This is a genomic window from Agarivorans sp. QJM3NY_33, assembly GCF_050870865.2.
GTDB lineage: Bacteria > Pseudomonadota > Gammaproteobacteria > Enterobacterales > Celerinatantimonadaceae > Agarivorans.
This window is the reverse complement of the sequence record NZ_CP194039.2, coordinates 4,581,001-4,603,943: the sequence shown is the minus strand read 5'-3', so window position 1 is coordinate 4,603,943 and position 22,943 is coordinate 4,581,001. Positions and strand designations below refer to the sequence as shown.

The window sequence follows — 22,943 nt, the reverse complement described above, 5'->3', positions numbered from 1 at the left end:
TTTGGGTTTCTCTATTGTTGCCTGTCTTTATTTACCAAATATCACACCCTCTCGTGTCACTTATGTTCACAGGACACTCGAACTTCTGGCGTTTATTGACCACACTTATTACATGGTTTTATGCAGAGGGTTTCGCACCGCTGATGAAGAAAATTATCACGCTCTTGCTGATTGTCGCACTGCTCATCTTCACTGCTTGGTGGTTGCGCAGTAAACCACTGTCAGTGGTTTTGGTTCGGGTGGAAGTTGGCGATGTGATCGAAACGGTGGTTAATACGCGCGCCGGTACCATTAACTCTTGCCAGCGAGCGCGTTTAGCTTTGTCGGTGGGTGGCGTGATCGCTGAGTTGCATGTTCGAGAGGGGGATCGGGTCAAGCGAGGCGAGCCTTTGCTGGCACTCTGGGATCAAGATCTGCAGGCGCAGCAAGAGCAAGCTCAGGCTCGTGTTACCTTGGCCCAGCAACACGCCCAGTTAGCTTGCTTGCAGGCTCGCTTCGAGCAACGAGAGTCACGGCGTTTACAACCGCTACAAAAGCATGCGCTGACCTCGGAAACGAGTATTGATCGGGCCGATACCTTGGCTGCTACCAGTGCCTTAAACTGTGAGGCGAGTGAAACGGAGCTGCTGATAGCGCGCGCTCAGCTTAAGCTGGCCGAGGCTCAGTTGCAACAAACCCATTTATTTGCACCCTTCAGTGGCATTGTGGCGGAAGTGAATGGCGAGCTAGGCGAGTATCTTACGCCTTCTCCGCCGGGGGTCGCGACCTTGCCTGCTATCGATCTGATTGATGTTAGTTGCCTGTATGTCTCAGCTCCCATTGACGAGGTCGACGCAGCCAAATTACGGGTCGGACAAGCGGTGAATGTGCTGCTCGATGCCTTACCAAAGCAAGTTTTTCCTGCTCGCCTAAGTCGTATTGCTCCCTATGTTCTCGATTTGGAGAAACAGGCTCGCACCGTGGAGGTGGAAGTGGAGCTAGGGGCATTGCCGAGCGATATTCAGTTACTGATTGGTTATAGCGCTGACTTGGAGATCGAGATCCAGCGCCGCGAACAGGTACTGCGCATTCCGACGGAAGCCATCACTGCTGAAGGCGTGGTCTATCTGTTTGAAAATAATAGCCTGAAGCCGCTTAAACCTGAGCTTGGACTGAGCAACTGGAGTTGGCAGGAAATCTTTTCGGGGTTGCACGAGGGTCAGCAGATTGTTCGTCAAGCGGCTCGGGTTGAATATCAGCCGGGAATGCAGGTCAGCGGCGATGATTAAATTGACTCAGGTAGATCGCAGATTCAAATTGGGAGAGCAGTCGATCAATGGTCTTAAGCAAATCAACTTGACCATTCAAGCGCAGGAGTATGTGGCAGTGATGGGGCCATCGGGTTCTGGAAAATCCACTTTGCTGAATGTGCTTGGTTTATTGGATCGTCCTGATAGTGGGCAATATCAACTGCAAGGGCAAGACACCGCCGCGATGAACGAGCGTCAACTGGCTTATCTTAGAAGTACCGCGATCGGGTTCATTTTCCAATCCTTTCATTTAGTTCCTCGTCTCACGGCGATGGAAAACATCGAACTACCGTTGATATTGGCGGGGATTACTCCCCATATTCGCCAACAAAAGGTGAGCCAGCTGCTCAGTCAGTTAGATTTAACTGCCCGTGCTGAGCATCGACCCGAGCAACTCTCTGGTGGTCAGCGGCAACGCGTGGCAATTGCGCGCGCCATGGTGATGAACCCGGCCCTATTATTGGCTGACGAACCGACTGGTAACCTCGACAGCCACGCCAGTGGTGAGGTGATTGAGCTGCTGGAACGCTTAAATCGAGAGACCGGGATCACCTTGGTCGTTGTGACTCACGATCTTAGCCTTGGTGAGCGAGCGAGGCGAATGCTGCAAATGGCCGATGGTGCGATTATTCAAGACTCGGGTGTGACTCCGCATGCGCTTGCTTGACGCCATCGGCTATGCGCTCGCTGCTTTGTTACGGCAACGGCTACGGGCGGTAATGTTATTGGCAGCGATAGCCATCAGTGTTGGCTCTGTGGTGATGATGACCGCCCTGGGGCAAGGGGCGCGTAATTTCGTAGAGCAGGAATTCTCATTTTTAGGCAAAGATGTGCTGATCATCTTACCTGGGCGTAAGGAGACAACGGGTGGTATGCCGCCTGTGACGGGCACTAGCCTGCGAGATCTGACGCTGGCTGATATGGCGCATATCCAGCGTCGCATCCCTCATCTGCGAGTTGCGCCTCTGGTGCTGGGAGCTAGTGAGGTAAAATTTGCTAGTCGCAATCGTCAATCGATGATTCTGGGGAGCACAGCCGAGATCTTCGCCACTCACCGTTTGCGCTTGTTGCGTGGTAAAACGCTGCCCGATATTCCGCTTGAAAGTGCTCGTCCGGTGTGTGTACTCGGCGCGACTCTGGCGCAAGAATTGTTTGCTCAAGCGAATCCTTTGGGACAATGGATCCGCTTGGATAATCGTCGCTTTCGAGTCATTGGCACCTTTACTAGCGAGAGTAGCAATATGGGGCTTAAATTTGACGAGACGGTACTGATCCCAGTGACTTCTGCTCAATCCTTATTTAATGCTCCCGGTCTGTATCGTCTGTTTGTTCAAACGCTCACACCGCAGGACTTAGCCGCGCAGGGATCTTTACTACTGCAAGTGATCGCCGAACGGCATCAAGGGGTGGCCGATGTGACTCTGCTGCGTCCCGATTCGTTACTCGCCACTTTCAACGAAATTTTGTTTACGCTCACGCTAGCCGTGACTGGGATTGGCGCTATTAGCTTAATTGTTGCCGGTATCATGATGATGAATATTATGCTGATTAGTACCCATCAACGTTGTGCCGAAATTGGTCTGCTAAAAGCTTTAGGAGCCAGTAATGGCACGGTGCGTCGCCTGTTCCTCTGCGAAGCAATGCTTCTCTCATTGGGTGGGGGCATCGTCGGTCTGCTAGTGGGATATTCGGCGGTGGTCTTGTTGGCTTGGTATTACCCGGACTTTCCGGTACAGGTTCCGCTGTGGGCTTCCGCCAGCGCCTTGCTCAGCGCCGTGGTGATCGGCCTACTGTTTGCGTTGTTGCCGGCAAATCAAGCCGCCCGCCAGAAGCCAGTGGAAAGTTTGAAGGGGAGTCATCAATGAGAGTGGGGGATTGGTTTTTTTGGTTATTGCGCAGCCTCTTGTCAGGGCGTCTACGTAATCTGCTTAGTGCGCTTGGTATTGCTATTGGGATAGCTGCCGTTACCACTTTAACCGGGATTGGCGAAGGCTTGCGTCTCTACCTTTTAGACAGCTTCTCTCAGTTTGGTTCGCACCTGATCGCCGTTACGCCCGGAAAAGTGACCACTCAGGGGCTGTCTGGTGGGGTGATCAGTACCGTGCGTCCCTTAACCTTGGCCGATGCGCAAAGTTTGCGACGGCTGGCAGGCGTGGTAGCCGTGGTGCCTGTCACCTCGGGTACTGGGGAGCTAAAAGCGGGCAAGCTGAGCCGTAACAGCGACATCCTGGGGGTGGGTTATCAAGCCGCCGAAGCTTGGCATTTTAGTATCGAACAGGGGCGTTTCTTGCCGCCGGATGAGAGTCAGCGCCCGCGAAACTTGGCCGTATTGGGCAGTAAGCTAGCTGTGGAGTTGTTTCCTAACGCTGCGCCGTTGGGGCAGTTTCTGCGGGTGGGTGAGCGCCGTTTTCGCATTGTTGGTGTGATGCAGCCAAAGGGACAATTTCTTGGCTTTGATTTGGATGATGTGGTGTATATTCCGGCCGCGCATGCGCTGGCTATCTTCAATCGCGAGAGCTTAATGGAGGTGGATGTGGTTTACCGCCCCGATATCCCTGCCACAGTCATGCAACAGCGGATTTTTGAGCGGTTGTTTCGGCGCCATGGTCGCGAAGATTTTACTCTGTATACTCAGCAAGACATGCTGGCGAGCCTGGATAAGATCCTCAGCATCATTAAGGCTGCCATCGGAGGTCTGGGGGCTATTTCTTTATTCATTGGTGCGGTGGGGATCTTCACCATCATGAGTATTGCTCAACAAGAACGGATCCCAGAGGTGGGTTTACTGCGTGCGCTTGGGGCTCGGCGTGCTACGATCTTACTGTTGTTCTTGGCCGAGGCGATCGCTTTGGCATTAAGCGGAGGGCTGGTTGGCCTGGCGCTGTTGCTTACCGTGCAACTAAGTGTTCATGCCTTGGCTCCAGAGCTTCCTTTGGTGGTTCATCCTCTTTATTTGCTGCTCGCATTGTTGCTATGTGTATGGGTTGGTCTGATAGCTGGAGTACTGCCCGCTTGGCGGGCCATGCAGCAAGATCCGGTGGAAGCGCTGCGTAACGAATAAGTATTGGTTGCTGCTTTGGCGCATTCAATAAAAAATTGGACGCACCGCCAGCGCTGGTGAGTTTGTGCTTTGCATATGATTGATTCATCGGTCACCCGTTCAGTTAATTTGTATGGCATTCGTGATTGCTGTGCATTGCTAAAAGCAGTATTTTAGCTTTCAGCTATTCGTTTTGGTTGCTCGCTTTATGATTAGCCATTAGGAGATTTGATGGATAGTAGCGCGATGATGATATGGGGGGTGCTGTTTGGCGCTATCGGTATCGGCTATTTTAGTTATGGCAGAAAGCAGCAGGCAATCGTGCCGCTATGTGTTGGTATTGCCTTGTGTATTGTGCCTTATTTTGTGTCCAGCCTGAGCATGTTATTGCTGGTTGGCTTATTACTGGCAGTGCTCCCTTATTTTATCCGCTGGTAGTGTTGGCCGATTTTTTTATTTTATCACTTTGGCTGCAGTGGCGACTTTGGCTTAAATTGATGCTCATTTAGTTGACGGAGGCTTGAATGGCAGTATTACGAGAAATGCGAGCCGCGGATTATCAAGCAGTGATGGCGCTTTGGAGGCAGGCCGAAGGGATGACCTTGCGTGATGCTGATTCGGAGCAAAGTATTGCGGCTTATTTACAGCGGAATCCGGGGTTAAGTTTTGTGGCTGTGGCGCAGCAGCAGTTGGTTGGGGCAGTATTGGCAGGCACCGACGGCAGAAGAGGTTATTTACAACACTTAGTCGTGGCGAAAGCGTATCGCTCGCAGGGCTTGGGGCGTCAGTTAGTGGCGCAAGTGGTTGCGGCCTTCAAGTGCCAGGGCATTGCGAAAACCCACCTGTTTGTGCATCTGGATAACTTACATGCTCAGCAGTTTTATCAAAGCCTGAATTGGTTCCCCCGTGACGAGGTGCGGATGTTTTCCTTTAATGCCTCGAGCAATCCAGAGGTGTGAAGTCTGGCTCGCTGATTAAGCGTGGGGACTGGGGATGTTGACTCGGCCACAGGGGCTGATGGTGGTTCGAATGCTCAGACTTAAGGTGGTCGAGACGGAAATACTGAGCATGACTAAGATCGCGATTAAAATCACCAGCTGATATTTCACCGCGACCAATGGGTCACTGCCAGCCAAAATTTGTCCAGTCATCATACCTGGTAGGGTCACGATACCAACTGTGCTCATGGAGGCTAGCAAGGGGGCGAAGGATTGCTGCATTGCCGATTGCACAAAGCTTTGAGTGGCTTGGCTGCGATTGGCTCCTAGCGCAAGGTAGCCATAATATTCTTGTTTGGCTTCGCTGAGGCGGTTATATAGGCGCTGTAGAGCGATAATATTACCGCTGAGGCTATTGCCTAATAACATACCGGCGAGGGGGATCAGGTATTGGGCGCTATAGCTGGGATCCGGCTTGAGCAGGCCAAACAGCAAAATGAATAACACTGGGCTTAAACCGAGTAGCAGGCCGCAAGTGACCGCTAAAAATAAACCTCGTTTAGGCAGCTTGGCTTTATCAATGATGGCGCTGGCTCCAACCATGAGCATCAGCGCTAACCAGAGTAGGTTGATCCAAAGTTTATCTAAATCAAATAGAAACTGCAGATAAACGCCGAGTAAAGCGAGCTGTGCCACCATTCTGAAGATGCTCAAGAGCATATCTTTGCCCAAAGCTAAGTGAAAATGCCAGTTAATGAGCAATGGGACCAGCAATATCAGTGAAAAAAAAGCGAGTGCAGGCCAGCTTATATCAATGGTCATGGGCGCTCCCAAATAGACTTCAAGAGAAAATTGAAGTTCAACACGGCTTGGTGTTCGCTGCAACCTTTAATCCATATTGTAGCGTTGCCGAGTTACCTCGAAATAGTGACGGCTCAGGTTGCTGAATGGTTTACTGGGCTTGCTGTTTTAGCGCCTTGTTTGCAGGTTCATCTTGCTTGGGTTGGAACATGCGCACACAATTTTTACCGTCGGCTTTGGCTTGATAAACTGCTTTGTCGGCAGCCTTGATCATCGCTTCGTGATTGGTCATTTCTGAGCTGCGATTGGCGATGCCTACACTCACACTTATTTTATATTGTTGGTTGATGGACAAATTGGCGACTCGCTGACGAATCGCAGACCCGAGCCTTAAGGCGCCGTCTTGATCGGTGTCTGGACAAATGAGTAAGAACTCATCGCCCCCTAGGCGAGCCACCACATCATCACTTCTGACCGATTCACGTAAATTGCGCGCGAGTAACATCAATACTGTATCGCCAGCATCATGGCCTTTTTGGTCATTAATCTGTTTGAAATGGTCGGCGTCTATCATCATGCAGACTAAGGGACTTTGTTGTGTTAAGGATTGTTGCCATAATTCTTTGAGTTGAATCATTGCATGGCGTCGATTGGGCAGACCCGTGAGGACATCGGTATGGGCCAAAGATTGCAAATGTTGATTGGTTTTTTGCAAGGCGAGGGTGCGTTCTTGTACTTTTTTTTCTAAGTTTTGATTGAGTTCGAGTAACTCATGATTGCGTACGCTAACTTGATGAAATAAACCACGTAATGCGGTAATTAAGGGTTCGGTTGCCAAATCTTTAGGCTGCGCGGCTTTGCTGTAGGCGGCTGCAGGCGGTTCACCGCTTTCGATATATTGCACTTGTTTTGCGAGCTCTTGGTCAATGCCGAGAATATGATAAGCCAGCCATTGAATCAGGTAGTCTAATAGCTGCTTAACTTGGGCATGCTGGTTGCTGTTGTCTAGATGTTCAAATTTATTTATTTCGTCAAGAAATTCGCGGTGAGCTGTAATGTGGATTTTTTTATGTCGAGGGTCGACTCGGCATAATGTCATTAATTGTTCTTCTTCTTGGAAGTGCTCTACCACATAGTGATTCAGCTCTACGGTAAATGGTCTTAGTTCTTCGGTTGATATCTGTTTTTGAGTGAGAAAATTGCCAATTTTATTAATCAGATCGATTAATTGGTGATGTTGCTTGTCTATTTCCTCCAAGCCAGTTTCAAAATCAGAGGTCCAACGAAACGGTTCCATTTGTTGCTTTCCAGCCTATCTGTAATTGACTGCTCGATGATATAGCAGTGTAGCCATGATTATTCGATATGAAGCGGAGAGCTACCATACCGATGAATCTAGGCGATAACGCTAATCTATATCAATAAAACGTGAAAAATGAGCACTTTTAAAGCACTTTTTCTATTTCAGTTTTTTCAGTTTAGTTGAAGTTATCCACGAAACGCATCATGTTAAGCTGCTTGGCAATTCAGTTTGGCGTATTCTGGGGTCGGTAGTGCATTAAGCTACTGCTGTAACATGTTATTGAGGTGAGCTGTGGAACAAAATTTATCTTTAGAACAAACTCGTGTGATTGGCGCTTTACTAGAAAAAGAAACAACGACGCCAGACCAATATCCGCTGTCGCTAAATGCTTTAACCTTAGCTTGTAATCAAAAGAGTAATCGAGAGCCAGTGATGAGTTTGTCTGAAGCTGAGGTGCAAGATGCGGTGGTTCAATTACAACAATTGCGTTTAGTGACCGAGGCTCCGATGGCTGGACGGGTGGTTCGTTACCAACATCGTTTTTGCAATTCTCAGTTTGGTGGTTTACAACTCAGCGAGCAACAACGAGCGATTATTTGTTTATTGTTTTTGCGCGGGCCGCAAACCCCTGGAGAATTACGTACTCGCAGCCAGCGTTTAGCAAACTTTAGTAGTGTTCAAGAAGTGGAGCAAAATTTACAGGCGTTGAGTGAACATGAGAGTGGCAAGTTTATTTCTAAATTGGAGCGCGAGCCAGGGAAACGTGAATCGCGTTATATGCATTTGTTTTCTGGAGAATCTAGCTTGGCGGTGAGCCCAGACCCTACGCGAGAAACTTCATCAGAGGGCGAGCTACAACAACAAATAAATGCGCTTAAACAAGAGTTAGCAGCCCTAAAGCGAAGAGTTGAAGACTTAGAGTAATGCTTATTTATATTGCCATTGGCTCGTTTTTGGGAATTCAAACAGCTTTAGTTTGGAAAACAACGGAAGGATTGAATGCTCAACGGCGACGGCATGTAATACCAATCTGATTCATTATACGATCAACGTATTGCGCAGCATAAATCTGCCGATAACTAGGCATGAAGTGCAGTAACTCGTGGCTCTAATAACAAGATACATAACGCCGTTAGTGGTGATTAAGGCCAGCAAGAGTGAACCGGTAATGAGTTAGATTGGTAAAGGGCGATAAACTAGAACTTGACCTGCGTCGGCATAAGAAAGGCCAAGCATATTGCTGGCCTTTTGGTTCGCGACGCCTTGGCGATTAATGAAAGGGGAAAATGTAGTTAATCCAACCTTGCATTCTGAGTAGCACTTTGCGCATCACTGAGAGATGATGGAAATGCTCGGTATAGATGGCGACTTGGCCGCTAATGCCCATTGGCAGTTGATATTCATCGAATCGAGGTTCGGGATCGATGATCACCAAACTGCGACTATGTTTAAAAAATACCGCTGCACCACTTAAGTTTCCGTTGGCTTGAAATTCACCTTCGGCAATGCTTGGCATCACTTGTCTTACGGTGCCTTTAAATACTACGCCAGGCAGCGCGGTAACAATAAACTCAGCTTGATCACCCGCTTTCAGGCGCTTGATAGAGTTTTCCCAAAAGGCGCCCACAAACATCGATTGTTCCTTGGGTATAAAAGTCATGACTGGCCGCAGCGGCATTGGTACGGCCACCATGCCTTTGCGCAATGCGACCTGGGTAACAAAGCCATCACTCGGTGCGTGGACCACCGTCTGCTCTAGATCGAACAAAGCACTATCGAGCTGCCCCTGAATGCGTGCCACGTTAGTATTCACGCCGTTGATTTGCGAATCATAGGCGAGTTTTGCTATGGTTTCGTTGGCTTGTGCCGCTTGTAGTTTAGCTTCAGCAGCAAGGTAGGCTTGTTGGCGGTTTTCGACTTCTAATTCGGTGAAGGGGCTATTTGCTCCGCCTTTCTTTCGCCCTTCGGCATAACGTTGATAAGACTTTAAGTTGCGATCTCGCTCGGCGATAGCCGCGGTGGTATTTGCCTTGGCGCTGGCCCATTGCGCCATGAGTTGGGGCACTAATTGTTGGGCACTGGCCAATTCGGCCTGACGTTGTTCAACGATGGCTTGAAATGGTGTTGGGTCCAGTTTAAATAAGATTTCACCGGCTTGAATCGGCTGATTAACTTCCACTGGAACCTCAATCACCTTACCGCGAACTAGAGGCATGATAGGGACCGAGGTATATATTTGTCGGGCGTTGGTAGTGTAGGGATGGTTATAGTTCATCAATACTATCAATACCCCAACGATGAAGATGCCACCTAATACTGCGGTTGGCACCGTCCACTTGGTGAGCGGAATACGAAATATCTTAAAAATAGCGATACATAGGCCCGCATAGGTGAGAATAAGCAATAAATCCATTATTGACTCTCTCCTTGTTCTAGTTGTTGCACATGCTTACTGATGATGGCGACTTGGCGTTTGAGTTTACTGATTTCGGCTTCCATCACCTGTTCTCGTGAGGCGAGTTGCTGTTCTTGATTTTCTAAGTCTTGTTGGCGTTGCTCGATTTGTTGAAAGCCCCAACCTCGGTCTTCGCGATACAGCGTGGCCCAAATCCATAAAAATGGCCACAATACATGCAACGTGAATAGGCTCACCCAACCGGCAACATGGATCGCATCTTGGTGGGGGTGATTGCGATGTTTTGATATTTCATAGGGAATATCATGAATGGCTATAATTCCGTAAAACAGGGTAAGCGCGACAAAAAGCAGTAAACCTAAAGCGAAAAAATCCAAAAACATAGTCCCCCCTCGGGATATTTTTGCGAGCAACTTAAACTATTGATTTAGCTTAAACGATCATAGCCGATAACTGAACTAACTGTGTAGACTATGGTTAATTTGCAAGTAAAAGCTGCATTAACACTAAAAATCATAGGCTTATTTTACTCAATATTGAATTAATCGCGGTGAGGTCAACATGAGATTATCTTCGGTGGAACAAGTCTGGGCTAAGGCTGAGCATAATGCGTTTACTGATATGTGTGAATTTGCCACTTCGCTGTGGCTGTGTTTTCGCGAAGCCAACGCACATGTTAGTGAACAAGGAGACATTCGGATCTTACGTCGTGGTTTTGAGCAAACCGATTTTGAACCGGCGGCTTTCCTGCATGTGGATGGTTTGGATTTACGAGACCCTAAATTGGTTGTGAGCCCGGATGGACGTATGTTATTGACTTGCGCAGGTGTAGCGCGTCACGAGCTATCATCGCAGTTACAAAGCTATATTGCTTGGTCTGATGACGGGTTAATTTGGTCGGAGTTGAGCCCACAAGGGGAAGCCGGGATGTGGTTGTGGCGTAGCCGTTATTTAGCCGATAGCGCCTATGCAGTGGCTTATAGTTATCGCTTGGATAAGGTGGTTCTATATCGGATGGACGCGAAAGGGAACTATCAGCTTCATTTAGATCCCTTGTTTAGCCTTAAACAAAATGGCCTCGCTTATCCCAATGAGCATGACTTGAGTTTGCTTGATGATGGCTCGGCGCTATGTTTATTAAGGCGCGATAAAGATAGCGCAAGCGCTCAACTGGGTTATGCGAAGCCGCCTTATTTGGAATGGACATGGCAGGACTTAGCATTACAAATTGGTGGTCCGGTAATGCTTAAGCTGGACGATGGGCGGTTGCTCTGTGCACTACGTTTATACCAACCGGTGCGTACCAGTTTGTGTTGGCTTGATGCAGATCAGGGGCGCTTAAAAGAAGTGCAAGTTTTACCTTCCGGTGGCGATACCAGTTATCCAGGTTTAGTACAGCGAGGTAACACCTTGTATTGCAGTTATTACTCCAGTCATGAGGATAAGACCGCAATTTACTTAGCGGAATTGGATTTAAGCGAAGACTAACATCCAAGACCCTTGGTAAATGTTTGCAGCAGTGGCTTGAGCTGTATTTGCTGGTACGCCAGGCGGCGTACCAATCGGCATGATAAAAAGTTCTTATTGCGAATCTAAGTGATGAGCAAACCTTATCGCAAAGGGCAGCTAAAGCTGCCCTTCATTCAATGCTGTACCACTAAAAAGTATAACCAAAACCAAAGGTGGTGATGAAGCCTTTACTGTCGTAGAAGTTAATGTTTGAGTCGCTATTTTGATAGCCAGCGGTGACATTAAACATTGCATTCTTCCAAGCAAATGGACGTTGGTAGAGGTAAATTGCAAATAAGGAGAGTCGGTCATCCTCTTGAGTTTGCATATTAAATACCGGGTTGCCATCAGAATACTTAGTTTGACCTAACTCTAGGTTGACCGTTAATAAATGACGCTCAATTTTATAAACACTGTTTAGACGCAGGGTATAGCTATTAAAATCGTTGGCGCTACCATCCGCTTTGCTCGTCGTGTAGACCAGGGCTGGAGACAGAAACCATTGTTTGGAAAGTGGCACAAACATTTCGCCAATGACTCGGTGTAAATTGGCATTGCGATTTAGCGCTTGGGCTTGGCTGGAACCTTGGCCAAATATGGCGACCCCACTTTGTTCGTTGTCAATGCTACGTTTGGCATAAACATATTCAAGGGTAAATGGACTATCGGCAATGGATTGATAACGCAGTCGTCCCCCTTGGACATTTTCATCAGTTTCTTGTCGAGCCACATTAGTGATATAAGGATCACTCCAGGTATCATTCATCAATGGCAACTCTGGGAAATAAGCAACGGTTAACTGACTTTTATTGCTGATCGCGCGGCGATAACCCAACTCGTATTGAAACTGGGCTCGGCCTAAGTTCTCTTTACTGTTACCCACAAAAAACTGATTTTTTAGGTCGGCAGTGGTGTAAGAGGCTCGTAACAAAGGATAGGCAATCAGCGTATTGGTGCTCTGGCCACTATTATTTAGATCATGAGTGACTTGGTTGTCATCATCAGTGGAAAATTGACTTTGCCCGCCAACATAACCCAAGTTGAGATTAAGGGTGGCCGACCATCCAGCTTGTTCTGCGAGTGGACGAGCGCCAGCGGCGAAACTCAGTAACAGACTACAGCATAAAATACTGCTAACTCGATTCAACATCGCTTACGTCCTTGTGCTAAATAATTTTAAGAAATTCATTTTGTTATGTTCATGACGCCAACTTTTGATAAGTGAGCGATTGACAGTGATTAAACAAAGCACAGCATAACTTAGGTATTGGGTAAATTAACAGCAGTATGTTGAGGATTTCTTAATATTTAGTCGAATAAGCTGTTGTTTGTAAAGTGTTCTGATTCCGAGCCACAACACCGGGTTTAGCGCATGTTGTGGCTGGGTTGGTTTGAATCTAGTCCAGTTCAGGGAATAGGCTTAGATCGAAGGATTTTTCGCAGTAATGACATTTTAGCTTGATGTCTGTTTGTTTATGACGAACATAAAAGTGACTATCGATAGGCTCGTTGTGGCTGATACAATTGCTGTTCGGGCAGGCAAATACAGCTTTGATTTGTTCCGGAGTGGAGACATGGAACTTACGCACTACTTCAAAGTCTTCAATCAAGTTGATGGTGGCATGAGGGGCAAATAAGGCTAGTTGATTGGCTTGGTTTTCATCAAAAACGGTGTTTTCAACTTTAATTAGGTCTTTCTTTTGTTGTTCTCCGCTGGGTAAGTTTAAGCCCACCGTGATCCGTTCTTGGGCCGCCGATAACTGAAAAAATTTAAGGATTTTAATTCCTTGCCCCGCAGGTACATGGTCAATCACCGTGCCGTGAGCAATCGCTTCAACTTGCAGTTTTTTCTTCATTATTGAACTCCAAATTCATTGGTCATGATTAGCGCGAGTAAAGCTTGGCGAGCATAAACACCATTTTCAGCCTGCTGGAAGTAGTAGGCGTAGGGCGTACTATCTACATCGGTGGTGATTTCGTCGACTCGGGGCAGCGGGTGTAAGATCTTGAGGTTGTCTTGCACTTGTTCAAGCATGTTGGCCCGAAGAATAAAGCTGGATTTGATATGCTGGTATTCTGTCTCATCGAAGCGCTCTTTTTGCACGCGAGTCATATACAAAATATCCAGTTCTCCAACGACCTCTTCGATGCTGTCATATAAATGATATTTTATTTTGCGCTCATTTAGCTCTTCGGTAATGTAATCAGGCATGGCCAATGCTTTCGGTGCGATAAAGTAAAATTCGCAACCAAATAAGGACAGGGCTTGGGTAAGCGAATGTACCGTACGTCCGTATTTAAGGTCACCAACAAACGCAATTTTAAGGCCTTCTAAACTCCCTTGCGTTTCATAAATGGTAAATAAGTCGAGTAAGGTCTGGGTGGGGTGTTGGTTAGAACCATCGCCGCCATTCACCACTGGCACACTGGAGAATTCACTGGCTAAGCGAGCGGCTCCCTCTTGGGGGTGGCGCATAAAAAACGCATCGCTATAAGAAGAGATCACTTTCACCGAATCCGCTAAGGTTTCGCCTTTTTTGCCCAGCGAAGTATTACCACCATCGGCAAAGCCAATCACACTCCCGCCTAAACGTTGCACTGCGGTTTCAAAAGACAAACGAGTACGGGTTGAGGCTTCAAAAAAACAGCTAGCAACAACTTTATTTTTGAGTAACTCAGGACGGGGTTGTTGTTTTATGTTTTGTGCGGTGTCGACAATTAACTCGAGTTCCTGACGGGATAAATCAGGGATGGAGATAATGTGCTTTTGATAAAGCGGGTTGTTCATGCTCGCAGATCCTAATCCGATGTGAAATCGGAACGGAATTATAACAGCGAGCAGAGCAAGTGAATATGATCTTAGTGACTAATTCTAAGATTAATTTGTAGTTGTTTAAGCATATTGGCTACTTTTACGTTCGCGGTAATCTTGGCAGTCGATGCAGTAGCGTGACTCTGGGCGAGCGTTGAGTCGTGCGGCATTGATGTCTTCACCGCAGCTTTCACAAAAACCATAGTCTTGTTCCTCAATACGACGTAATGCATCCTTAATGCTTTTTACTTGAGCAAGGTCGTGTTGGCGACGATTAAGCTGCATTTGTTGAGACTCTTCTTGATTGGCTCGATCAACGTCATCCCCTAGATCACTTTTGTCTTTAATCAACTCGTTATCTTGTTCAAGACGAAGTTGGATTTCCTCTAGTTTCTGGCTGAGTTGTTGACGAATCGTCTCAATTTGTTGGTCGTTAATCATTGTTTTGAATGTCTTCTTCCTAGTGTGTTAAACGCGAGTACGTAAGCGAACTTAGTACGTATATAACCCAAAAATTTAGTTAATCGTCGATTTTAACGACTAGTAAAGGCTTTTCAAAGCGCTTTTTTGGATAATTGTTAGCCAGCTAGCACTTGGGTTTCGATTAATTAACGAGTACTATCTCGCGGCTTTAATCTGGCAGGCTGTGATTAAATGGCTCTGCCAGTTATCAAAGCAGTTTATAGACTACATTTATAGAATAAACAAACGTGTGATGTCAGCATCACCGTATATTGAGGATTGCATGAGTGAATAAAATAAACATGCTGTTGGTTGGACTACTTGCTGTAGTGACCAATGTAGTAATGGCTCAAGAAGAGAAAGTACTGAATGTTTACAATTGGACCGAATACATTGCCGAGGACACAATTTCCGAGTTTGAAAAAGAAACGGGTATTAAAGTGATTTATGACGTATTTGATTCTAATGAAATGTTGGAGGCTAAATTGCTGTCGGGAAGCACTGGCTTTGATATTGTCGCCCCCTCTCATGACTTCTATGGTCGGCAAATTACAGCGGGTGTTTATCAAAAGCTGGACCGCAGCAAACTGAGTAACTGGGGCAATCTGGACCCGACACTTCTAGCCACGCTACAACATTATGATCCGGGTAACCTGTATGGCATCCCTTATATGTGGGGCACCACGGGTATTGGTTATAACGTGAATAAAGTAAAACAAATTTTAGGTGATGATGCTGATTTAAATAGTTGGTCGCTGGTGTTTGATCCACAGATCGCAGCGAAATTGAGCGAGTGCGGCATAGCCTTTTTGGATGCGCCCAGTGAAGTGGTTGCGGCGATGCTGAATTATATGGGGAAGGATCCCGGTAGCAGCAATATGGCAGACTATAAAGGGGAGATTGAAACACTAATGGCGCAACTGCGGCCGAGTATTCGTTATTTTCATAGCTCTCAATATATTAATGACTTAGCCAGTGGCGATATTTGTGTCGCGATCGGCTGGTCGGGCGATGTGTTAATGGCGGACGAGCGTGCCGAAGAAGCCAAAAATGGCGTTGAACTTGAATATATCATCCCTAAAGAAGGGGCAGGTGTGTGGTTTGATATGTTTGCTATTCCCAAAGATGCGAGTCACCCGAATAACGCTCATACTTTTATCAACTATATATTACGTCCCGAAGTGATCGCCAAGGTGACCGATTTTGTGTGGTTTGCCAATCCAAATACTAAGGCGACCGCTTTAATCAATCCTGAAATTGCTCAGCATCAGGGAATTTACCCAAGCGAAGCCGCGGCTAAAAATCTCTATGGATTTACCAATGTTCCACCGAAGGTTGAACGGGTTCGTACTCGCTTATGGACCAAGTTTAAGTCGGGACGTTAACTAAACAGAACACTCCGTATTGAAATTATGCCAGCGAAATGCTGGCATTTTTTGTGGTTTATCCTGCGAAGGGTTACAGCCAGAAGGTTGACTCGAGCATATTGCAATATGCTTATCCTCTCTGAGCGCGTGGTTGCCGTTATTCGCTTGGTTGCTCTGACGCTCCTCTTTCATCGCAATTTATATTATTTTTTCAACGCTAAATTGACCTCGCCAGCTAAACCGTTACTCGTCGCTCGAACAATATATTTTTTGCTGAGCAGAATACGGCAAGTAGTTGGTGGAAATAAATCAGGGTATTAGTTATGAATGCTCTTATATAACAACAACTTGTTATTTACTCGAGTGTTGTTGGGGGTTCACTGTGCCGATGTCAGCCAACTTTACAGTGTATCGATATTTTATTGATATCCTGAATATTTAATTCTAACTAGATAAAACTGAGGAATTTGCGACAAAGTTTGGTCTTTTTTAGTTCATTAATGAGGGCAAATTACATACAGCGATAGGTCATAAAAAATACAGGAATATTGTTTTAGTAACATAGTGTCGAATTAATTTACAAACTTAATTTTATATAAGTAATCAAATTAATAATAGTGTTGAAGTAAAAGTTTTAAAAAACAGCATGTTAAAAGAAAGTGTGACGAGCTTATCATTTATGGCTTAATGTTTGCCTAATTACAAATGAGAGTTGTTGCTTTTCACTATTTGGTAAAGGAAAACCGCGATGAAGGCTTCCATCTTATTTTTACTTATCAGTTTAACTACATTTAATACTTCGGCCACGATTATAACGGCCTCAGAAAACCCCAGTGTACCGGCAGGACCGGTGGTGTATTTGGGAGGATATCCCACTCCTCAGCAAGATCCGAGTAGTGGCGCTGTTCCTAGTCCGGCAAGTGTTATCGACATTGATGATGATATTCGCGCTGCCGTGAGTTTCGATCTCCAATCCTTAAATCGCTTAAGCGATGAGGGAACTGGCGGTTTTGCTAATGGTTTATTCGATATTACCTTCTATTGGTATTTTGGCGGGTTTGAGCAAGCTTTCAGTTACATGTATAGCGCTTGGGATGATATTGAAACTTGGCAGGCTTCGGGTTCTGGTTTATTGAGTTACTGGAGTGATGACTATATTGCTAGCAACGATATTTTAGAAGTCGGCGAATGGACGGTTTATGCCTATGCAGAACAGACCTATGTTGGCGGAACGACCTTTAGCGTGACTTCCGTCCCTGAACCTGGCTCGTTAGTGTTGTTTGCGCTGGTGATGGTTGGGCTATTTACACGTCGGGGACTTCCTTTTCAAAATTAAGTGGTTTACCGAGCGCTGCAGAGTCATCTGCAGCATGAATCTCTTGATATAAAATTCTTTTCGGTCAATTGATTGGCACAAGGATGTGTTATGGGAAACGAGAGAAATGGATTGGTTCGCAGCCATGAATTCGAACTGGCGTTGGTCTATCGTATTACAGATCTTGCGATCATCTTTGCCACTCTGGCTGGATTAGCGTGGTGGAGAACGGGTCAGGTTGATGATGACTTCCAGATGTTGGCTATTGGTTTAGGCATCGTCTTCTTAATTGTTGCAGAGTCATTCACGCTGTATCGTTCGTGGCGAATAGCCTCGGTAAAAGAACAAGCGAAGGTGACTCTGAGTGTCTGGTTGGTGACGGTTGCAGTGATCCTCGCAAGTAACTATTTCTTGAAGGTTTCCGATAACTATTCACGTTTGGTTCTCGGGGGCTGGCTATTAGTCACGCCTATCGCATTGATCGTTTGGCGTATCGTGTTTCGGGAAATTTTGGCGCTGTTACGCCAAACTGGCTATAACACGCGTAAGGCGTTGATTATTGGCGTCTCGGAAACGGGACTCAGGCTTCAACAAGAGTTAATTGCTAACCCGGATTTAGGTTTGGTTTTCATGGGATTCTTTGATGACCGAGATTGCGCTCGCTTGGCAGATGATTCCAAATATTTTGGTCCGGTTGGGCGGGTTTCCCAAGCCCTCGATTTGGCAAAAAGTGGTCAAGTAGATCATGTCTACGTGGCACTACCAATGCATGCTAAGGGTCGGATTAGCGGCTATTTGAAGCAGCTGTCCGATACCACCTGTACCACTTTCATTGTGCCTGATTTCTTTACTTATAATCTCATTCATTCCCGCTGGAGTAGTTTGGGAAACATTCAAACGGTGAGTGTATTTGACAGCCCTTTTCGTGGGCTGGCTAGTGTATTCACTAAACGAGTGCAAGACATTATCTTAGCCAGCATCATTCTGTTGCTGATTAGTCCTGTGTTAATCGCGTTGGCGATTGGCGTCAAGCTCAGCTCGCCTGGTCCAATCCTGTTCAAGCAAGATCGTTACGGCTTAGATGGTCGGAGAATTCGGGTATGGAAGTTTCGGTCGATGAAGGTAATGGAAAATGGCGGTAAGGTGACTCAGGCTACTCAGAATGATCCACGAGTGACTCGTTTTGGTTCGTTTATTCGTCGAACTTCTTTAGATGAATTGCCCCAGTTCTTTAACGTACTGATGGGTTCTATGTCGATCGTTGGCCCGCGTCCCCATGCGGTTGCTCATAATGAGGAATATCGCCAAGTGGTTGACCGTTACATGCTGCGCCATAAGGTAAAACCTGGGATCACTGGTTGGGCGCAAATTAATGGCTGCAGAGGTGAAACGGATACCCTCGACAAAATGGAGCGCCGTATCGCTTACGACTTGGAGTACATCCAATTATGGAGTTTGTGGATGGACATAAAAATTGTTTACCTCACTATTTTTAAAGGTTTTCGTAGTGAGCAGGCGTACTAGGGAATTCAAGCCTCGCCAGCAATGATTTTACAAGGAAGTTCATGGTAATTTTTCGAGCCTTTATGGTTTTAATGGGGACTTTATTTATGCTGAGTCATGTTGTGAATGCAAAGTTGGCCCCGCAGCCCTATATGACCGAGTCTGGTTTGGCACTGGTTCCAATGTTAGGGCTCGGCTATAAATATGATGACAATATTACACTCGCGGAAAAAGACTCATCCTCATCTAATATTTTGGTCTTGGATGCAGCGCTCAAGGTCCTCGCAGAACGAGATCTTGCTTCTTATGAGCTGGGCTACAAAATTTCTGCGGCTGAGTATTTCGAGAGTCATGTGGATGACTATCTCGATCACCAGCTTGCCGCTAAAGCTGAGCTTGAGTTAGCGCTTAGGCATCGGCTCAAGTTGGCTTATCGGTTCGCTCATCAGCATGAGCAAAGAGGGCGAGGATTATCGCAAGGCTTGGGGAGTGATATCCAAGAGCTGATTTATTTTCAAAGTAATAAATTGCAGAGTGTTTATTCCTATGGTGCGCCGCAGGCCTACGGGCGTGTCGACCTGCAATTGTCCTGGGAAACCAAGCAGTATCAAAATCTGGAGTCGTTAACTCAATATCGGAACTGGCGACAGCTCAGTTATGGTGCCACCTTTTTCTACCGAGTCTCCAATGCCACCGAATTGTTGTTGGAGGCTAAGCAACTCGCAAGACGTTATCGGCTGAACGCAAGCGATCAGGCCAGTCGAAATAACGATGATAGTTTTATTTATGCTGGAGCCGAGTGGGACATTAGCGGTAAGTCTAGCGGTTCTGCTCGGATCGGTTATGAGGATAAAGGCTACCAGTCAGCCCAACGCGAGCACTTCTCGGGTTTGAGTTGGTTATTGTCATTTAATTATTTGCCAGTGGAATACTCACAGTTCAATGTTTTTACTAGCAAAATTGCGAAAGATCCCGATCAATTAGGCAACTATATTGATGAAACTATTTATCAGACGAGTTGGCAGCATTACTGGCTGGATCGGCTCTCCACGGAGCTAAGTTATCGCGATACCGACCTCGCTTATACAGGTGTCGATCGTGATGAGCAGATTACGCTGGCGAAAGTGGCTATCGAATATGAGTTACGCCGCTGGTTGAAGCTGAATGTTAGTTACCAAAGAGAAGACAAGTCTTCCTCGGTAGCAGGCTTAAGTTACCAGCAAAATGTCATGTTTATTCACTTCTCGGGGACTCTTTAGATGATGAATCGGTTCGCTGCTTACCTATTGTTTTTAATGTTGCTGCTACCTAGCCTAGTGAGTCAGGCGGCCAGCGATGATTCCTACAGACTTGGGCCAGGTGATGTAATTAATATTCATGTTTATGGCGAAGACGATCTCAGTATGCAAGTGCTGATTAACAATAGTGGCAAAATTGATTATCCCTACCTAGGTCGTTTGACGGTGAGTGATGCAACCACTCAAACCTTGAAACAAACCATTGAGTCGGGCTTAAAAGGTGACTATTTAATTCAACCTAAAGTTTCGGTGAATATTGTCCAGTACCGACAAGTTTTTATTAATGGAGAAGTCGAGAAACCCGGTGGTTACGCCTATCAGCCAGGTTTAACCATAGAAAAAGCGGTGGCTTTAGCGGGTGGATTTACCCAGCGAGCGTCTAAATCAAATATTAATGTGACGACTGGAAATGGTGGCAGCCCTCAAAATAAGGTCAGTCTCAATACCAAGGTTGAGCCCGGAGATATTATCGTCGTCAAGGCTAGCTTTTTTTAACGACAAGATACTGGATTAACAAGGAAGTCTAATGGTGAATCACACAGCCCAACGCAACGTCCTGCATATAGACAACCCAGCTTCCAGGCTCGGACTTAATTCTTTGCAGCGACCAGTGAATAAAGATGAGTTTATTGATTTGAGCCAGTACTTTTCGGTAATACGTCGACGGGCTTGGATGATTATTGGTTTTACTTTTTTGGCTGCCTTACTTGCCGCCTTGATTACATTTTCGATTACCCCGGTTTATCGAGCTTCGGCGGTGCTATTGATCGAAGCGGAGCAAAGAAAAGCGGTCTCGATTGAAGACGTGATTGGGGTTGATACCTCTAAACAAGAATACTATCTCACCCAGTTTGAACTATTAAAATCCCGTACCATTGCGCAAAAAGTGATCCAAGGGTTACAGCTAGAGCAGTACCCTGAATTAAATGGAGAGCAAGCCGACAGTGGCTGGATGCAACTGAAGAATCCTCTCGAGACGCTGTATAATCTTGGCGCTCATTCGCCTTTGTTGCTGAGTTTATTGCCATTACGAGAGCCGCTCAGTGAACAGATGCTGCTCCAAAAAAGGCAGCAAACGGTGATGGAGAATTTTCGTAAGCGTTTAAGTATTAGCCCACTACGAAAAACTCAGTTGGTAAAAATCATCTTCGAATCCGAGGATCCTCAATTGGCTGCGCAAGTTGCAAATGCTGTTGGGGAAGCCTATATCGAAAATAACCGAGAATCTCGATTGTATGCCAATCAAGAGGCAAGCACTTGGTTAGAGACTCGTTTAGATAAACTGAGAGCATTGGTCGAGCAATCAGAGAGTCGCCAAGCCGATTTTTTAACGTCGGAAGGACTGGTTGATGTGAGCGGCGTCGATAGTTTGGCTTCGAATGAGTTAAATGATTTAAGTCGCCGGCTCAGCGATGCCAGAGATCGCCGAGTGGCCGCAGAGTCACTCTACTATGTACTACAAGATAACCGGAACGCCGGTTTAGCTGAACTGTCTTCGATTTCTGTCATTTCCAATCACCCGCAATTGCGTGATGTTCGTGTCGCTGAGATTGAAGCGGAACGTTTGGTTTCTGAATTGAGTAAGCGTTATGGTCCGAAACATGACAAAATGATCCAAGCCCAAGCACAGTTAGCGGCAGTGCGAGAGAGAGCTGGTCGGGTGCTTAACGATTTGGCCACGGGGATAGAAAAAGAGTTAAGAGGGGCTGTTAAGCAAGAAAATTCAATTCAAGCAGAATTAGCCAGTAAGAAAACTCAGTTCCAAGCGATTGCGGTGAAGCGCGCGACCTATGACGCGCTTAAGCGTGAGGTTGATAGTAATCGTAAGCTCTATGACCTGTTCTTGAATCGACAGAAAGAGACTGCAGCGACCAATGATTTTCAGTCGGCAGTGGCGCGGTTTAGCGATCGCGCGGTCATCCCTTTAGATCCAGCGAAGCCCAATAAAGGTCTCATCATTGCCTTAGTTGCTTTGGCCAGTTTGCTGTTTTCCATGGTCTTAGTGTTAATTACGGATGCTTTTCATAACACTATCGAGAAGTCATCCGACATCCAAGAAAAGCTGGGCTTACATCCGCTCGGTGCAATCCCAAAAATCAACGCTAAAAAATATAAGAATAAGCTGATGGATAGTCAGGTGTTTTTTGACGAAAAGCAGCGATATTTTAGTGAATCGATCCGCACTATTCGAACTTCCCTGTTATTTAATTTGGTCAACAACCAGCGTAAACGGGTGTGCATTACTTCTTCGGTACCTGGCGAAGGTAAGAGCACTACGGCCATGAACCTAGCGATGGCAATGGCGGGCATGGAAAAAGTATTGCTGATTGAAGCTGATTTACGCAAACCTAGCTTGTCTGAGCGTTTTGGTTTTAATCAAAATCCGTTGGGCCTCACCAATCATCTGGTGATGGGCGCAGAGCTGAGTGATTGTATTTATCATCATAAAAAATCGGGTCTTGATACCTTATTTGGTGGCATGTTGATCCCGAATCCTCAGGAGCTATTAGCCTCAAATAAGTTTGCGATGTTGATTGAACAGTTAGAGCAGCGCTATGACAAGATTGTTATTGATTCGCCCCCGCTATTGGCGGTGAGCGATGGTTTATTACTCAGCCGCTTAGCAGGAGCCGCATTGTTGGTGGTTCAAGCCGGAAGCACCAATATAAAGCAACTGAATAGTAGTTTAGAAAGTCTTATAAAACATGATATTGCCATCGATGGTGTGGTGATTAATAAAGCCAGTCCTAAACAGAAAAATGAATATGGGGATTACCAATACTACGGATATCAAAATCAGAGCGGTAAGGCCACACAGTCATAAGAACTTAGTTTTAGCCTCGTGCTATGGATGTAAACAACAATTGAGGTTCGCTGGTTTAGCGCATCC

Annotated in this window: 22 protein-coding genes; 14 read left to right on the top strand and 8 right to left on the bottom strand. The window is 46.3% G+C overall.

Annotated features, from left to right (window positions below; genetic code table 11):
- Positions 1–143: 143 nt before the first annotated feature.
- The 6 genes from ACRRSY_RS20865 (at position 144) to ACRRSY_RS20840 (ending at position 5,288) form a co-directional block, all read left to right on the top strand.
- Complete coding sequence (locus tag ACRRSY_RS20865) at positions 144–1,268, top strand: efflux RND transporter periplasmic adaptor subunit (RefSeq protein WP_432455648.1); 1,125 nt, start codon at positions 144–146, stop codon at positions 1,266–1,268.
- Positions 1,261–1,956, top strand: coding sequence for an ABC transporter ATP-binding protein (locus ACRRSY_RS20860; RefSeq protein ID WP_432463947.1), 696 nt, complete (start codon positions 1,261–1,263; stop codon positions 1,954–1,956). Before ACRRSY_RS20865 ends, ACRRSY_RS20860 begins: the two co-directional genes overlap by 8 nt.
- The gene (locus ACRRSY_RS20855) at positions 1,943–3,154 is read left to right on the top strand and encodes an ABC transporter permease (protein WP_432463946.1); all 1,212 of its coding nucleotides are present in this window, start codon (positions 1,943–1,945) and stop codon (positions 3,152–3,154) included. The genes ACRRSY_RS20860 and ACRRSY_RS20855 overlap by 14 nt, the downstream gene beginning before the upstream one ends.
- Positions 3,151–4,350, top strand: a complete 1,200-nt coding sequence (locus tag ACRRSY_RS20850) for an ABC transporter permease (protein ID WP_432455651.1) — start codon at positions 3,151–3,153, stop codon at positions 4,348–4,350. Before ACRRSY_RS20855 ends, ACRRSY_RS20850 begins: the two co-directional genes overlap by 4 nt.
- 210 nt (positions 4,351–4,560) lie before the next feature.
- Positions 4,561–4,767: a hypothetical protein gene (locus ACRRSY_RS20845; protein ID WP_432455652.1), complete on the top strand. Its 207-nt coding sequence runs from the start codon at positions 4,561–4,563 to the stop codon at positions 4,765–4,767.
- 86 nt (positions 4,768–4,853) lie between these two features.
- Positions 4,854–5,288: a GNAT family N-acetyltransferase gene (locus tag ACRRSY_RS20840; RefSeq protein WP_432463945.1), complete on the top strand. Its 435-nt coding sequence runs from the start codon at positions 4,854–4,856 to the stop codon at positions 5,286–5,288.
- A gap of 15 nt (positions 5,289–5,303) precedes the next feature.
- Here the strand turns inward: ACRRSY_RS20840 and ACRRSY_RS20835 are convergent, their stop codons facing one another.
- Both ACRRSY_RS20835 and ACRRSY_RS20830 read right to left on the bottom strand, forming a co-directional pair.
- Entirely contained in the window at positions 5,304–6,089 is a 786-nt protein-coding gene (locus ACRRSY_RS20835; protein WP_432463944.1) for an ABC transporter permease, read from the bottom strand.
- A 130-nt stretch (positions 6,090–6,219) separates the two neighbouring features.
- Positions 6,220–7,365, bottom strand: coding sequence for a GGDEF domain-containing protein (locus ACRRSY_RS20830; protein WP_432463943.1), 1,146 nt, complete (start codon positions 7,363–7,365; stop codon positions 6,220–6,222).
- Positions 7,366–7,662: 297 nt separating this feature from the next.
- Between ACRRSY_RS20830 and ACRRSY_RS20825 the strand changes: the two genes are divergently transcribed.
- Positions 7,663–8,295 (top strand): YceH family protein, encoded by a 633-nt coding sequence (locus tag ACRRSY_RS20825; RefSeq protein WP_432463942.1) that lies wholly within the window; start codon positions 7,663–7,665, stop codon positions 8,293–8,295.
- Positions 8,296–8,641: 346 nt separating this feature from the next.
- Here ACRRSY_RS20825 and ACRRSY_RS20820 read toward each other — a convergent pair whose 3' ends face one another.
- Together ACRRSY_RS20820 and ACRRSY_RS20815 are read right to left on the bottom strand one after the other, a co-directional pair.
- The gene (locus tag ACRRSY_RS20820; RefSeq protein WP_432463941.1) at positions 8,642–9,784 is read right to left on the bottom strand and encodes an HlyD family secretion protein; all 1,143 of its coding nucleotides are present in this window, start codon (positions 9,782–9,784) and stop codon (positions 8,642–8,644) included.
- Positions 9,784–10,170 carry a DUF3302 domain-containing protein gene (locus tag ACRRSY_RS20815; protein ID WP_432455658.1) on the bottom strand — a complete coding sequence of 129 codons (387 nt, stop codon included), beginning with the start codon at positions 10,168–10,170 and terminating at the stop codon, positions 9,784–9,786. Before ACRRSY_RS20815 ends, ACRRSY_RS20820 begins: the two co-directional genes overlap by 1 nt.
- Positions 10,171–10,348: 178 nt before the next feature.
- Between ACRRSY_RS20815 and ACRRSY_RS20810 the strand changes: the two genes are divergently transcribed.
- Complete coding sequence (locus ACRRSY_RS20810; protein ID WP_432463940.1) at positions 10,349–11,275, top strand: exo-alpha-sialidase; 927 nt, start codon at positions 10,349–10,351, stop codon at positions 11,273–11,275.
- Between the two features lie 169 nt (positions 11,276–11,444).
- Here the strand turns inward: ACRRSY_RS20810 and ACRRSY_RS20805 are convergent, their stop codons facing one another.
- From ACRRSY_RS20805 to ACRRSY_RS20790, 4 genes are all read right to left on the bottom strand, one after another.
- A complete protein-coding gene (locus ACRRSY_RS20805) occupies positions 11,445–12,446 on the bottom strand; it encodes a DUF2860 family protein (RefSeq protein ID WP_432460334.1) in 1,002 nt (333 codons plus the stop codon).
- 247 nt (positions 12,447–12,693) lie between these two features.
- Complete coding sequence (gene pyrI, locus ACRRSY_RS20800; RefSeq protein WP_432455661.1) at positions 12,694–13,152, bottom strand: aspartate carbamoyltransferase regulatory subunit; 459 nt, start codon at positions 13,150–13,152, stop codon at positions 12,694–12,696.
- A complete protein-coding gene (gene pyrB, locus ACRRSY_RS20795) occupies positions 13,152–14,084 on the bottom strand; it encodes an aspartate carbamoyltransferase (protein ID WP_432455662.1) in 933 nt (310 codons plus the stop codon). The genes pyrI and pyrB overlap by 1 nt, the downstream gene beginning before the upstream one ends.
- A 105-nt stretch (positions 14,085–14,189) precedes the next feature.
- The gene (locus tag ACRRSY_RS20790; protein WP_432455663.1) at positions 14,190–14,549 is read right to left on the bottom strand and encodes a TraR/DksA family transcriptional regulator; all 360 of its coding nucleotides are present in this window, start codon (positions 14,547–14,549) and stop codon (positions 14,190–14,192) included.
- A 308-nt stretch (positions 14,550–14,857) separates the two neighbouring features.
- On the opposite strand from ACRRSY_RS20790, the gene ACRRSY_RS20785 reads away from it, so the two are divergent.
- The 6 genes from ACRRSY_RS20785 to ACRRSY_RS20760 all read left to right on the top strand — a co-directional run bounded on the left by ACRRSY_RS20785 (position 14,858) and on the right by ACRRSY_RS20760 (position 22,877).
- Positions 14,858–15,955 carry an extracellular solute-binding protein gene (locus ACRRSY_RS20785; RefSeq protein ID WP_432455664.1) on the top strand — a complete coding sequence of 366 codons (1,098 nt, stop codon included), beginning with the start codon at positions 14,858–14,860 and terminating at the stop codon, positions 15,953–15,955.
- A gap of 730 nt (positions 15,956–16,685) precedes the next feature.
- Positions 16,686–17,273 (top strand): PEP-CTERM sorting domain-containing protein, encoded by a 588-nt coding sequence (locus tag ACRRSY_RS20780; RefSeq protein WP_432455665.1) that lies wholly within the window; start codon positions 16,686–16,688, stop codon positions 17,271–17,273.
- 90 nt (positions 17,274–17,363) lie between these two features.
- Positions 17,364–18,776, top strand: a complete 1,413-nt coding sequence (locus tag ACRRSY_RS20775; RefSeq protein WP_432455666.1) for an undecaprenyl-phosphate glucose phosphotransferase — start codon at positions 17,364–17,366, stop codon at positions 18,774–18,776.
- A gap of 41 nt (positions 18,777–18,817) precedes the next feature.
- Positions 18,818–20,014 carry an outer membrane beta-barrel protein gene (locus ACRRSY_RS20770; RefSeq protein ID WP_432463939.1) on the top strand — a complete coding sequence of 399 codons (1,197 nt, stop codon included), beginning with the start codon at positions 18,818–18,820 and terminating at the stop codon, positions 20,012–20,014.
- Positions 20,015–20,548, top strand: a complete 534-nt coding sequence (locus tag ACRRSY_RS20765; protein ID WP_432455668.1) for a polysaccharide biosynthesis/export family protein — start codon at positions 20,015–20,017, stop codon at positions 20,546–20,548. It begins immediately after the preceding gene.
- Positions 20,549–20,579: 31 nt separating this feature from the next.
- Positions 20,580–22,877, top strand: a complete 2,298-nt coding sequence (locus ACRRSY_RS20760; RefSeq protein WP_432463938.1) for a GumC family protein — start codon at positions 20,580–20,582, stop codon at positions 22,875–22,877.
- Positions 22,878–22,943: the final 66 nt, after the last annotated feature.